The sequence below is a fragment of the Pseudomonadota bacterium genome (assembly GCA_022361155.1).
Lineage (GTDB): Bacteria > Myxococcota_A > Polyangia > Polyangiales > JAKSBK01 > JAKSBK01.
Map to the genome: position 1 here is coordinate 1 of JAKSBK010000466.1, position 11,866 is coordinate 11,866.

Annotated in this window: 10 protein-coding genes; 3 read left to right on the plus strand and 7 right to left on the minus strand. The window is 66.3% G+C overall.

Translation table 11 applies throughout. From position 1 onward, the window contains the following. On the plus strand, window positions 1-409 hold a 409-nt coding region (locus MJD61_17655; GenBank protein ID MCG8557088.1), incomplete at its 5' end, for a ribulose-phosphate 3-epimerase. On the opposite strand, the gene dapF is transcribed toward MJD61_17655, so the two are convergent. The 6 genes from dapF to MJD61_17685 form a co-directional block, all read right to left on the minus strand. Continuing rightward, complete coding sequence (gene dapF, locus MJD61_17660) at window positions 393-1,325, minus strand: diaminopimelate epimerase (GenBank protein ID MCG8557089.1); 933 nt, start codon at window positions 1,323-1,325, stop codon at window positions 393-395. The two genes, MJD61_17655 and dapF, sit on opposite strands and share 17 nt — an antisense overlap. Then, on the minus strand, window positions 1,312-1,467 hold the full coding sequence (locus MJD61_17665; protein MCG8557090.1) for a hypothetical protein: 156 nt from the start codon (window positions 1,465-1,467) through the stop codon (window positions 1,312-1,314). Before MJD61_17665 ends, dapF begins: the two co-directional genes overlap by 14 nt. A gap of 124 nt (window positions 1,468-1,591) precedes the next feature. Then, window positions 1,592-2,503, minus strand: a complete 912-nt coding sequence (locus tag MJD61_17670) for an enoyl-[acyl-carrier-protein] reductase (GenBank protein ID MCG8557091.1) — start codon at window positions 2,501-2,503, stop codon at window positions 1,592-1,594. 151 nt (window positions 2,504-2,654) lie between these two features. Continuing rightward, complete coding sequence (locus tag MJD61_17675; protein ID MCG8557092.1) at window positions 2,655-3,512, minus strand: CPBP family intramembrane metalloprotease; 858 nt, start codon at window positions 3,510-3,512, stop codon at window positions 2,655-2,657. Window positions 3,513-3,907: 395 nt separating this feature from the next. Beyond that, window positions 3,908-4,789, minus strand: a complete 882-nt coding sequence (locus tag MJD61_17680) for a hypothetical protein (protein ID MCG8557093.1) — start codon at window positions 4,787-4,789, stop codon at window positions 3,908-3,910. A 330-nt stretch (window positions 4,790-5,119) separates the two neighbouring features. Beyond that, window positions 5,120-5,320, minus strand: a complete 201-nt coding sequence (locus MJD61_17685) for a (2Fe-2S)-binding protein (GenBank protein MCG8557094.1) — start codon at window positions 5,318-5,320, stop codon at window positions 5,120-5,122. 185 nt (window positions 5,321-5,505) lie between these two features. On the opposite strand from MJD61_17685, the gene MJD61_17690 reads away from it, so the two are divergent. Both MJD61_17690 and MJD61_17695 read left to right on the plus strand, forming a co-directional pair. Continuing rightward, window positions 5,506-6,720: an alkaline phosphatase family protein gene (locus tag MJD61_17690; protein ID MCG8557095.1), complete on the plus strand. Its 1,215-nt coding sequence runs from the start codon at window positions 5,506-5,508 to the stop codon at window positions 6,718-6,720. A gap of 189 nt (window positions 6,721-6,909) precedes the next feature. Continuing rightward, window positions 6,910-8,307, plus strand: coding sequence for an ATP-binding protein (locus MJD61_17695; protein ID MCG8557096.1), 1,398 nt, complete (start codon window positions 6,910-6,912; stop codon window positions 8,305-8,307). Between the two features lie 93 nt (window positions 8,308-8,400). Here the strand turns inward: MJD61_17695 and MJD61_17700 are convergent, their stop codons facing one another. Next, a complete protein-coding gene (locus tag MJD61_17700) occupies window positions 8,401-11,661 on the minus strand; it encodes an efflux RND transporter permease subunit (GenBank protein ID MCG8557097.1) in 3,261 nt (1,086 codons plus the stop codon). Window positions 11,662-11,866: the final 205 nt, after the last annotated feature.

Below are 11,866 nucleotides of genomic sequence, written 5' to 3' on the forward strand. Positions count from 1 at the left end.
GGACATCATCACCGTGCACCAGGAAGCCAGCGTGCACCTGCATCGCACCTTGCGGGCGATTAGGGCTGCGGGGAAGAAGGCCGGCGTCTCACTCAACCCGGCCACCTCGGAGGACAGCATCCGCTACGTCCTGGACGACGCAGATCTGATCCTGGTCATGAGCGTGAACCCTGGCTTCGGGGGGCAGCGCTTCATCCCTTCCGTGCTGCCGAAGATCGCGGCGCTTCGCACCACGATCGATAGCAGGCGCGGCGGCGCTCACCTCGAAGTCGACGGAGGCATAGGCCCCGACACGGCGCCTGAGGTGATCGCGGCCGGGGCGGACGTGCTGGTGGCCGGCAGCGCCATCTTCGGCGCGCGCGACTACGCCTCGGCGATCCGCGCTCTGCGGGTCACGCCGGAGCGATGAGGCTGCCGTCGAACACGTGTCGTGCGGGCCCCGTCATCCGGATCCTGTCGCTCGGCGCCCGCACGCAGATTTCGAGCGTGCCCCCGGGAAGCTCGACCAGCAGAGCGTCCCCGCGGCGCGCGCGTCCGGTTTCGACGGCCGCAACGGCGGCCGCACACGCGCCGCTTCCGCAGGCTTGAGTGAAACCCACCCCCCGCTCCCAAACGCGCAGCTTCATGCGTCCTGCCCTCGGCGGGCTGGCGAATCCCACGTTCACTGCATGGGCGAAACGCGCGTGTTCCGATATGAGCGGCGCCAGGCTGGCTAGATGGTGCTCAGGCGCATCGAAGGTGACCACGTGGGGGTTGCCCAGCGAGATAGCACTGAGCCGCACGCTCGTGCCGCCGACGAAAAACACGTGATCGAGCACGGGGGCGAGCTCTGGCGCGTTCCGTTCCGCAGGGCGTTCGGCCGTGTGTTTGGGGTCTTGCGGTGGTCTTACCCACGTAACGCGCAGCAAGGCCGAGCGCATCTGCACTTCTACCCGAGCCGCGTCGTCGCATGCGTCGAGCAGGCGGCAGCGATGCGGGCCTGCATCCGTATCGATGTCGAACTCGCCACGGAAGCCATGACGCCGGTACAGGTGCAGCGACACGCAGCGAATGCCATTGCCGCATACTTCCGGAACCGAACCGTCGCTGTTGAACACACGCATGGTCGCGGCCCCGTCCCGCCTGGCCACCACCAGCACGCCATCGGCGCCGACCCCCCGGTGCCTGTTGCACAGGCGCCGGGCCCGATGGGGGCTCATCGGGCCAGGCAAATCCGCAGCGTCCACGATCACGAAGTCGTTGCCCAGCCCCTCATACTTGGCAAAAGGCAGCCTGCTACGCTCTGACGGAAGCCCATCAGGGTCCTGCGGCTCAAGAATGCGCACCCGGCCCCTGGCCCAGGGTCTCCATTAGCGCACAGAACGTTGAGTAGTCGAGCTCCGTGCCCGCAGCCCACATCTTCTGGCTGAAAACCTTCATGGGTTGTCGCACGCGATCATGAACCTCCATCTCGGTATAACGCTTCATGTGCCAGACGTCGTTCCATACACAGAAGGTCGCACCCTTTAGTTGCGCGTGGTTCCTATCGATCTTGACACCATCAAAATCCCAAACACTGTAGCTTTCGTCCACATTTCGCGGATCCAAACGATCAGAGCCGATGGCTCTTCGGCAGGGCGTCGGCGGCGATGCCCATGCTGTGGAAACCCTTGTCGACGTACAGCGTCGTAGCCGTAATGCCGGCCGCGAGCGGGCTCGACAGAAAGGCGGCGGCAGCACCGATTTCGTCGGCTGTCAGCGCTTCGGGCAGGGGCGCGTTGCGCCTGTTGTAGTCGACCATCGCGCCGATCAGGCCCGTGGCGCTCGCGGCGCGCGAGGCCCATGGGCCGGCGGAGATGCAATTGACACGCAGCCCGAATCGCTGACCCAGCTCGTAGGCAAGCACACGGGTATCGGCTTCGAGAGCCGCCTTGGCCGAGGACATCCCGCCGCCGTAGCCAGGAATCACCCTCTGGGCGGCCATGAAGCTGATACACAGAAGCGATCCTCCGGGCCTCGAATGCGGTGCGAAGCGCTGCGCCATGGAGACGAAGGAATAGGCGCTGGCGCCGAGCGCGTCCAGGTAGCCGCGCCGGCTCGTTTCCACAAGAGGCTTCTTGACTTCGGGTGCGTTGGCCAAACTGTGAACGAGCACATCCACGGGCCGATGCCCGAAGTCGTCCTGGAGACGTTGGACCACGCCGTCGATGCTGAAATCGGCGTGTGCCCGGTAGCGACGATCGCTCTTCACATCGTCCGGAACATCCTCGAGGCGGTCGTACATGGCGTCGAGGGGATAGATGCGCTCGAACTCCAGCCTGCCGCCCTCAGGAAGCGCGCGCGAGGAGTCTAGCTTGCCCAGTTTTAGCAGTTTGGTGAATACGCCGTAGGCAGGAGGCCAGGTCCCCACACAAATCGATGCGCCAGCCCTGAACAGGTGCTTTGCAATGGCGAACCCAAACCCGGCATCGTCGGCCACGCCGGCCACAAACACCCGCTTGCCACGAAGGTCGATCTCCAGCATGGTGGGCCATGGAAACACGAAAGCGACCTTCCGGCCAGCGCCCGGCCGGCATCGGTCGCGAGCTTCGAGCTGGGCCGGTCGAGGTGTTCGCGCCAGTGGCCGATCCGCGCTTCGGGCACCGGAGTCATCATCGACGCCAGCTATCGGAGATCTATCGGAGCTCTCGTCGCTGCGCTCCTGCTGCGCGCGCCCAACGTGGCAGCGCTCGGTGACCCGTGGCACGTGCGATGACCAGCATGCAAAGCGCCGCGAGCACCAGCCCAAACGGAGCCCACTGCCAGGGCATCTCCTTGTCCGTCCCGTAGCCGATGTCGAGCGCGGCGATTCGTGTGGCGGCGATCGAGACGGAGTTGTTGATTACATGGGCCGTCACGGTTACCCAAACGCTGCCGCAACGCTCCACCACCCATGCGAAGAACAGGCCCAGGGGCAGAACACCGGCCGCATGCGGCAGGTCTACGTGAAACAGGGCGAAGCCGATCCCGGAAACCAGTATGGCGGTGGTCCCGCGTCGTGCCGCCTGCTGCAGGACGCCGCGAAAAAGCAGCTCCTCGCCGAGCCCGGGCATCAGGGCAAGCAGCAACCACACGCCGGCGAGGGGTAGGCTGCGCGCCAGCTCATGCAGGCGCTGGAGCGAATCGAGCTTCCAGGCGTCAGGCACCCACTGGGCTGTCCAGGTCATTAGGAGATCCGCACTCGGCACCAACGTGAGCGTGCCGACGGCTGCGGCCAGGTGCACCACGACCGGAGCGGAACGCAGGGCCAACGCATCGCGCAACCTCACGCCACGCGCGATGGGCGTCAGCAGCGCTACGGCAAGCAGCGTGGCGCTCGATGCGAACATGGCCGGACCGATCACGGCGAACGTGCCCAGAAGCTGCTCGACCGAGACGTTGGGGCCTGCACGCTCCTTGGCAACGCCCAGCGAGAGGTACAGCACGACGTAGCTCAGCAGCTGGGAGACGATCCCGGCCGCCAAGGCAGCCACTGCCGCGTGCCTCAGCTTCACGTTAAGGCCTGCCACCCGGTAGCCTGTGCGGATCGCAGAGGACCGGGCGTCGCTGGCAAGGCGCGACAACGAGGAATGCTTCGGGTAGTTCGAGGAGGAGCAATACAGCCAGCGGCGTTTGGAGCCTGCGACGCGGGCAGGCTAGCAACAGCTACCACGAGCTGTCGACCAGGGCTCGCGGCCGGAAGTCCGATCCGGGTTTCTCCCGGGCAGGCCTCGAGCGCGACCGCGCGCAGCGCGGCATCGACAAGATGGTGCCTGGAGGATGCCGGGACGAGGACGCGGCTGCTAGGGCGGGCGGATCGGGCACGCGGTTCCGAATCGATCACGCGGTTCCGAATCGATCACGCGGTTCCGAATCGATACAGCGGCCGGAGGCTGGTGACCGCTGCGGGCTAGGGAGGGCATCCAGGCGGCGCAAGAGCCCCCGCTTGCACCCAGTCCGCAATGGTATCGATCTGGTCCTGAGGCAAAGCCCCGCCAAGGGGCATGCGCACCCCACAGTCGGGGGAGGGCTGCAGCTTGTCGACCAGAAGCGAAGCGGCGGGATCACCCGGAACCAGCAAGATGCGCGTCGCACAGCTCAAGCTCGTCGACACAGCGCCGACCAGCTTGCGGTATGCCGTGCAATCGTCGCCTTCGAGGTCGAACATGCCCGACGTCATGGCCGAGCCGTGGCATTGGCTGCATCGGCTCTGCAGGATGGCGTTGACTGCTGCGAATCCCGCACCCTGACAAGACACGGGCGGAACGATCAGCGTCGGGGTGATCAGCGTGGGAGCACCGCAAGCCAGCCAGTTGCGCAGCTTGCGCTTGCCCTCCGGGGTCTCGATCGCGGGCAGCTCCTGCCTGAGGCATTGCGCCGACTGCCAGCCTCCTCGAGCCCGGGGCGTTCGCCCAGCACCCTGGGGAGGCATCAGGTCGGCTTCGACCTGGCCCCATATGGCCCTCGCCCATTCGCCCACCCGAGCCGCTCCAGCCTGTGTGCGCTGCACGTCGAGGGGGGACGCACCGGGCGGCTGGGTGCGGACGTCGAAGTCCAGGCCGGCGGGAGCTCCCAGGCGGCTTTTCCCGGCCTGGGCAGCGGAATGACAGAAATTTCCGCCGCCGCAGGACTCGTGAACCATAGCCTGCCCCTCGTGGTAGGGCATTCCCTGGGCGTCGTAGATGACCCTGACCGCGTGCGCCATGTCGCATTGGCCCAGGTCGGGCCCGCAGCCCACGCCGAGCACCGCGATGGCGAGGATCGCGAGGTTCCTGGAGAGATTGCCAAGCATGATGCTCCCGCCGCTGTCGTGACAGGGCGGGTAATCCGTGCGGCCAGCGGTGCCTACCCGGTACGCGCCCGCAGCCCGGGCGTTACGGGCGACCGCAGGGTACGTGCCTGCGAAGCAGCTTTCAATCGTGGCCGGGCCAGCGCACCAAAAAAGCGCAGCGCGCCACCAGCGCCGGGCACCCGAGCGAGCATTCCAGTCTCGACCAGTTGTTCTGGGACGGGCCGGCCCTTGGGACCCGCCACGAAACAACCTATGCAGATCGCACAGGAGCAACACAGCCAGCGCTGTTTGGAGCCTGCGAGGTAGGCAGGTTTATCTTGTGGCGGGCCCTTAGCGCCCTGGACCCGACGGCCGACCGGAGGCGCAGTGAGCGCATTCGGCTTCGATGATCTGCCGGACGAGGACCTTGCAGCCCCCGCAGCGCGCGCCGGCCCCGCACGAGCGGGCGACGTCGCGCGAGGTCATCGCTCCTCGTCGCACAGCACGGCGCACGACGCGATCGGAAACTCGCTGGCAATGGCAAACAAGCATCGGCTACAGCCTCCAACATGCAGTCTAGCAGCAAGAAATTGAAAATCAATATCGTTTCTATATAGATCGAATTTTGTGTTATCACGGAATCAGGACCGTTGTGCAGCGTGGGGCTCCCAGCCATCTTCCTTGGTGCGAAAAGGGAGCATTTTGCGTGGCAGCTGCCCTGGGCTAGGTTCTCCTGCATGTGCCGCTTCGACATGGTGAAGCGCTTCCGAGCTTGTTGCGTGGTGAAGGGCCTTGTGGTTGCGACAGCGGCTGTACAAGGTTGCTCCAGTGCCGGCGTAGGCGCTGGCAGTCGCGTCTCCAGCGGTGCGGCTGGAGCAGGCGTTGTTGGAGGCGCGGGCACGTCGGCAACCGGCGCCGCCGCAACCACCGGCAGCGGGGGCGGCAGCTCGGGCACCGGTGGATCGGGGCCGCCGGGGTTTGGCGGAGCGAGCCCAACAGGCTCGGGTGGCATGCCGGGTGGCGCCGGCGCCGCGGGCAGCGGCGGAACCTGGGGCGCCGCCGGGGTTGCAGGATCCCCCGGCAGCGCCGGGACGGGCGTTGCCGGGACCGCAGGAATCGGCGCCGGCGGTAGCGAAAAGCACGTCTTGATCGTTGGTGTGGACGGTCTCGGCTCCAATCAGATCAAAAGGGCACACACTCCCAGGATGGATGCGCTGATCGCCGATAACACTGCATTCACGTACACCGCCTTTGCGGGCGGGGTGCCGGGCACAAAGACCGAGCAAAGCACCTCCTCTTGGCCGGGCTGGGCCAGCATCCACACAGGGGTCTGGGCGGACAAGCACGGCTTGTTGAGCAACCTGCACCTCGTCGCCAACAACTTCGACCAGCACCTACCGCTTTGCCGGCGCTTACACAGCGTGCGGCCCGGCCTCTTTTGTTCTTCGATCGTGCACTGGCGGCCCATCAACGACGGGATGGTCACCGATGCCAATCATGAAGCCATCGGCGCCGACGACAACGAGGTACGCAGGCTGGTGATCGACCATCTCAACAACGCCGACCCCATCGTGCTGTTCGTGCATTTCGACGAGCTGGATGGCGCCGGGCACGCGCACGGGTCCAACAGCGATCAGTACCGCTCCAAGCTCACCGAGATCGACGCTCACATCGGTGCATTCGTAGATGCCGTCAACAATCGTCCCCGCGCCGCGGCGGAAGATTGGATGATCTTGATAGTGTCGGACCACGGACACACACCCACCGGGGGCCACGGTGGACAGTCCGACGACGAACGGATCATTCCCATGATCAACCGCAGCAGCGGTGCCATCAAGGGAGAGGTAGCCGAGGGTCCCGGCCATGTCGCGGTACCCGCAACCGTGTTCGCCCATTTGGGATTGACTCCCGATCCGGGTTGGGGCTGGGAAGCGCCCGCGTTTGGTATGTGAAGCCCGCGTTCGGTATGTGAAGCCCGCGTCCGGCCGCTGACAGTCCGCTTCGGCTACGCCTCCTGAAGCCTTCGCCAGGCTTCGCCTGAAGGCGAGGGTTTTCACCCATCCCCGAGGGGAGACAATAATATGATGCACAAACATAATGTTGTGTTGACATAATGTCTTGTCCGCATAAATTCTTCCCGGATGCGCCTCGACTTTCTCAACCGGGAGCCGGAGCTACGGCGCCTCGAGCGGGTCCTCGGCTCCACCGAGGGTGCGCTGGTGTGCGTCTACGGCCGCCGCCGTGTAGGCAAGTCGCGGCTGGTTCGGCGCGCACTGGAAGGTCGCAGGTCCGCGTACTTTGTTGGCGACGACCGCGACTCTCCATTGCACGTCGCTGGGGTGGCCGAGGAAATCGCCGGCGTGCTGCCGGGTTTCGAAGAGGTGCGCTACCCGGACTGGCAGTCGCTGCTGCAGCGCTTCGTCCGTGAGGCACCTGTCGGGACATGCCTTTGCCTCGACGAATTCCCAGCTCTGGTACGTGCTTCACCGGAGCTACCGAGCTTGCTTCAGAAGCTACTCGATGGCCTTGGTGGTTCGGGACCCAAGTTTCTGGTGTGTGGTTCGTCCCAGCGCATGATGCACGGACTCGTGCTCGACGCCTCGGCGCCACTTTATGGGCGAGCGCGTGAGGTCTTGCGCATCGAGCCGCTTGACGTCAGCTGGCTGCAGCGAGCGTTTGGGCTCGCGAGCCCGGCCGAGGCCGTATCGCAATGGGCGGTGTGGGGAGGCGTGCCGCGCTACTGGGAGCTGGCCCTGGACTATGCCTCGTCGCAGGATGCGCAGGAGGAGCTCCTGCTCGATCCCCAGGGCCCCCTGCATCGCGAGCCCCAGCGCCTGCTACTGGACGACATGAGCGACATCGCGCGCGCGGCCTCCCTGCTTGCGCTCGTCGGTGGTGGCAGTGGCCGCGTCTCCGAGCTTGCCGCTCGCCTCGGGGTGCCAGCAACTTCGCTGGCGCGCACGCTCGCCAATCTCATCGACCTCGGCTTCTTGGCGCGAGAGCTTCCGTTCGGGCGCTCGCTGCGAGACACCAAGCGAACCTATTACCGCTTGGCGGACCCGTTGCTTCGCTACTACTTCCGGTTCGTAGAGCCCAACCGCTCTCGGCTCGCTGCAGGGCAAACGCCGCAGGTCATGCAGAGCATCCAACGAGCGTGGCCGCAGTTTCTTGGCGCCGCCTGGGAGGATCTTGCTCGCCAGAGCGTTGCGCGCGACTGTATTCACGGCACGACGTGGAATCCCGCGAGTCGTTGGTGGGGACGCGCCCATGATCGCACCGAGATCGAGCTCGACGTGGTAGCGCAGGCGAGTGGCGAACCGTCGCGAGCGCTTGTGGGCGAGGTCAAGCTCACCTGTTCGGCTCGCGAGGCGCGAGGTGCGTTGGGCGAGCTCGAGGCCAAGGCCCGACGCTGTCCAGACCTGAGCGGCCGTCGCATCGAGCCTGTGCTCTGGGTGCTGAAGCGGCGTGGTCGTATCGACGATCCGCGTGTGCTGGGTCCCGATGCCGTGCTCAGGGCGTTTGCTGAGTCGGCCGCATGAGGTGCAGCAGCATAAAGTCATGGGAACCTGGGTCGCGCCTCGCCAGCGGTGGTCAGAACCGGCGAAATGGATGAGTTGTTCTTCCGCGGGCCCTTAGGACCCGACGCCTTGATCCCACGCCGCGCCAGCAGTGTTGCCGCTCGTGACCGGATCGGCTCGCCACGCTTCGCGGGTCCGGCCGGGCAGCAGCGCGTACACGCACGGAACCACGAACAGCGTCAGGGGGGTGGCGACCAGCAAGCCTCCGATCACCGCGACCGCGAGCGGCTGTCGCAGCGCTGCGCCCTGTCCCAGGCCGGCGGCCATGGGCAGCAATCCCAGCACGGTCGTGGCGGTGGTCATCAGGATCGGCCGGACGCGGACGCGCGCGGCTTCGACCAAGGCCGAGTGTACGTCCATGCCGTTGCCGCGACGTTGGTTGACGGCCGCGATCAGCACGATGGCATTGTTGACGGCGATCCCGCCCAAGATGATCGCACCCATCGCACCCATCGCCGAGATCGGATGGCCCAGCAGCGCACTCGCGAACACGACGCCTGCGAACGCGAGCGGCACCGTGAACATGATCAAGAAGGGATGGTGCAGGCTCTCGAAGCCCGAGGCCATGACGACATACACCAGAAACAACGCGAGGGCGGCCGCCACGGCCAGACTCTGTAGCGAGCGCGTCATCTCCTCGGCCTGTCCCGCAAGCAGCGACTGCACGCCCGCGGGAGCCTCGAGCGTCTGCAGCAGCTCCTGGATCGTGCTCGCAGCGGCGTTGAGGTCCTGGCCCTCGATGCCTGCACGGATCCGAAGCCCGCGCCGGCCGTCGATCCGTCGCACCTCGCTCGGACTGGTTGCCACCTGGATCGCAGCCGTGCTTCCGAGCCGTACCGGCGCGTCGTCGACCATGCCAAGATGGATGCGCGCCACGTCCTCGACGTTGCCGCGCTCGGTCCGGGGCAGCTGGACGCGGATATCCAGCTGCTTGTCCGCGAAGTGCATCACGCCCGCGACCTCGCCTCGAATCGCTCGCTGCAGGGCCGCGGCGGCTTGCTCGACCGTGAAGCCGAGAAGCGCGAGGCGGTGGCGGTCGAACTCGACCCTGACCTCGGGGCGCCCGCTGGTTTGGTCGGGTGAAACATCGGCAAGCGCCTCGAGCCCTCGGAGCCCCTTGGTCAACGCCTTGGTGTGCTCGATCGCGCTCGGAAGGTGCTCGCCGAGCACCTGCACCTCGAGCAGGGCTTCGAACGACAGCAGCTCCGGCCGCCCTACCCGAAGCTCGACCCGGGCAGCATCGGCGCGCTGCTGCATCATCGACACAAGCTCGTCTTCGACGGCTTCGAATTCCGCCGAAGTCGCGGGCTTCAGCCGCACGCTGAGCTGGGCCAGATGAGGACCGCGCAGCACCCCGCCGGCGGAACCGGCTCGTGTGATGCTCCCGATATGGGCAAATGTCAGGTCGACGCGCGGGTCGCCTGATACGACGCCGCCGAGTGCCCGGGTCAGGGTCGCGGTCCGCTCCAGCGAGGTGCCCGGGGGCAGGCGAATCTCGACGTAGAACTCGCCTTGATGGATGTCGGGCATCAGCGTGCGGCCCAGCGAGCCCGCAACGTGCAGGGCAAGCACACAGATTACCAACGCCACCACGAGCACGAGCCCCCGGCGCTCGAGCGCCCGAGGCAAGACCCGCGGGTACAGCGCCTCGGCTCGGTCGTAGAGCCAGGCGAAAGGACGGGCCAGCCAGGCTGCCGCCATGGCAGCCACCCCTACCACCACGCGGATCAGCCTCCACAAGAGAGCAAGGGGAGCCACGATCCACGCGGCCAAACGCCCGGTCTTGCTTTGAATGCCGGTCTCGGGCTCTTCGACGGAATCGCCCAGGCTCTCGAGCACAGGGACGACGCTCAGGCTGACCATCATCGCCGACACGAGGCTGATGCTGACGGCGAGACTGAGATCGCGCACCAGCTGGCCCGCCACGCCTTCGACGAACGCCATGGGGAGAAAGACCGCCACGGTGGTGAGCGTCGAGGTGACCACGGAACCACCAACCTCCGAGGCGCCCGCCACGGCCGAGTGGCTGCGCCGAGCGCCGGGCCTGCGCTCCCGCTCGCGCGCGATGGCCTCCAAAACGACTATGCTGCTGTCCACCAGCATGCCGACTCCCAGGGCCAGCCCGCCCAGGCTCATCAGGTTGAGCGACACGTCGAGCATGCGTAGCGGCACGAACGTGACGAGCAGCGACACGGGGATCGCAAGCGCGACGATCAGCGTGCTTCTGAGGTTTCGGAGAAAAAACAGCAGTACGCAAACAGCGAGCAGTCCTCCGAGCAGCGCGTTGTTCACGACCTCCTCGATCGCGGCGCTGATGAACAGCGACCGATCGCTCAACACCACCAGGCGCTGGCCAGGCGGCAGGTCGAGCGAGTCGAGCTGCGCCACCACCCGCTGCGCCGTCGCAACGAGGTTGGCGTCGCCCTCCCGAAAGACGCTGAGCTCGACGCTCTCGCGGCCCTCGAGCAACACGGCTTGTTCTCGCTCGACCGGCCCGCGCCACACGCGCGCCAGGTGCTTGAGCAGCAGCTCGGCGCCTGCCTCGGCACGCACGATGAGCTCGCCGAGGTCCTCCGTGCTGCGCGCTTCATGCACCGTGCGGATCAAGTAGCTATCGTCGTTCTCCCAGACCACGCCCCCCGGACGACTCACGTGGCCGCTTTTGATGGCACGCACGACGTCGCTCGCTGCAACACCCAGCGCGGCCAGGCGATCCGGCTTCAGCTCGACCCGGATCTCCTCTTCGTCGCCACCCTGAAGGATCACGGCGGCCACACCCTCGGTCTTCTCCAGCGCGCGCTTGACCTGGTACTCGGCCGTGGTGCGCAGAACCGCAAGCTGCGATGCGTCGCCTCGCTGCTCGCTCGTCAGCGCCAGCCGCAGGATAGGCTCCTGGGCGGGGTCGTAACGCAACACGAGCGGAGACTCGGCGCCGATCGGCAGCCGCACGCGGTCGAGCTTCTCTCGCACGTCGGCCATTGCACGTCCGATGGGCGTGCCCCAGGCAAAGTCGAGCACGACCTCGCTCTGTCCTTCGCGCGAGACCGACTCGAGCGAGACGACGCCGGGCACGCCACCGATCACCTCCTCGATGGGCCGGGTAACCAGCTCCTCGACCTCGGACGGGACGGTATTCGGATAGCTCGTCTGAACCGTGATGCTGGCGTAGGATAGGTTGGGAAGCAGCTCAACGGGCATCCGCAGCACGGCCACGCACCCAAACAGGACCAGGGCCGTGGTGATCATGGCCGTTGTCACGGGACGCAGTACGAAGGCACCGATCAGAGCCGGAGCGAGTTTGCTGCCGCGATTCATGGCTCTTAGGAGGCGTACCCCGACGGCCCTTTCACGGTGCCTCCTGCTTGACGGCGCTTCGCAGTCGCTCCTCCCGCATCGCTTTGAGTTCTTTCTCCTCTACGGGCCGTATCGTCGTGCCTTCCGCCATTTCGTCTGCGTCCGCGACCACGATTCGATCGGGCTCGAGACCGCCGAGGACCTCCACGAAGCCGTTGTCGCGCAC

Bases quoted from the DNA above. Each gene is read 5' to 3' on its own strand.
- MJD61_17690 (MCG8557095.1), top strand. From the start codon at position 5,506: ATGTGCCGCTTCGACATGGTGAAGCGCTTCCGAGCTTGTTGCGTGGTG.
- MJD61_17680 (MCG8557093.1), bottom strand. From the start codon at position 4,789: ATGCTTGGCAATCTCTCCAGGAACCTCGCGATCCTCGCCATCGCGGTG.
- MJD61_17700 (MCG8557097.1), bottom strand. From the start codon at position 11,661: ATGAATCGCGGCAGCAAACTCGCTCCGGCTCTGATCGGTGCCTTCGTA.
- MJD61_17685 (MCG8557094.1), bottom strand. From the start codon at position 5,320: ATGCTTGTTTGCCATTGCCAGCGAGTTTCCGATCGCGTCGTGCGCCGT.
- MJD61_17695 (MCG8557096.1), top strand. From the start codon at position 6,910: ATGCGCCTCGACTTTCTCAACCGGGAGCCGGAGCTACGGCGCCTCGAG.
- MJD61_17665 (MCG8557090.1), bottom strand. From the start codon at position 1,467: ATGAAGCGTTATACCGAGATGGAGGTTCATGATCGCGTGCGACAACCC.
- MJD61_17670 (MCG8557091.1), bottom strand. From the start codon at position 2,503: ATGCTGGAGATCGACCTTCGTGGCAAGCGGGTGTTTGTGGCCGGCGTG.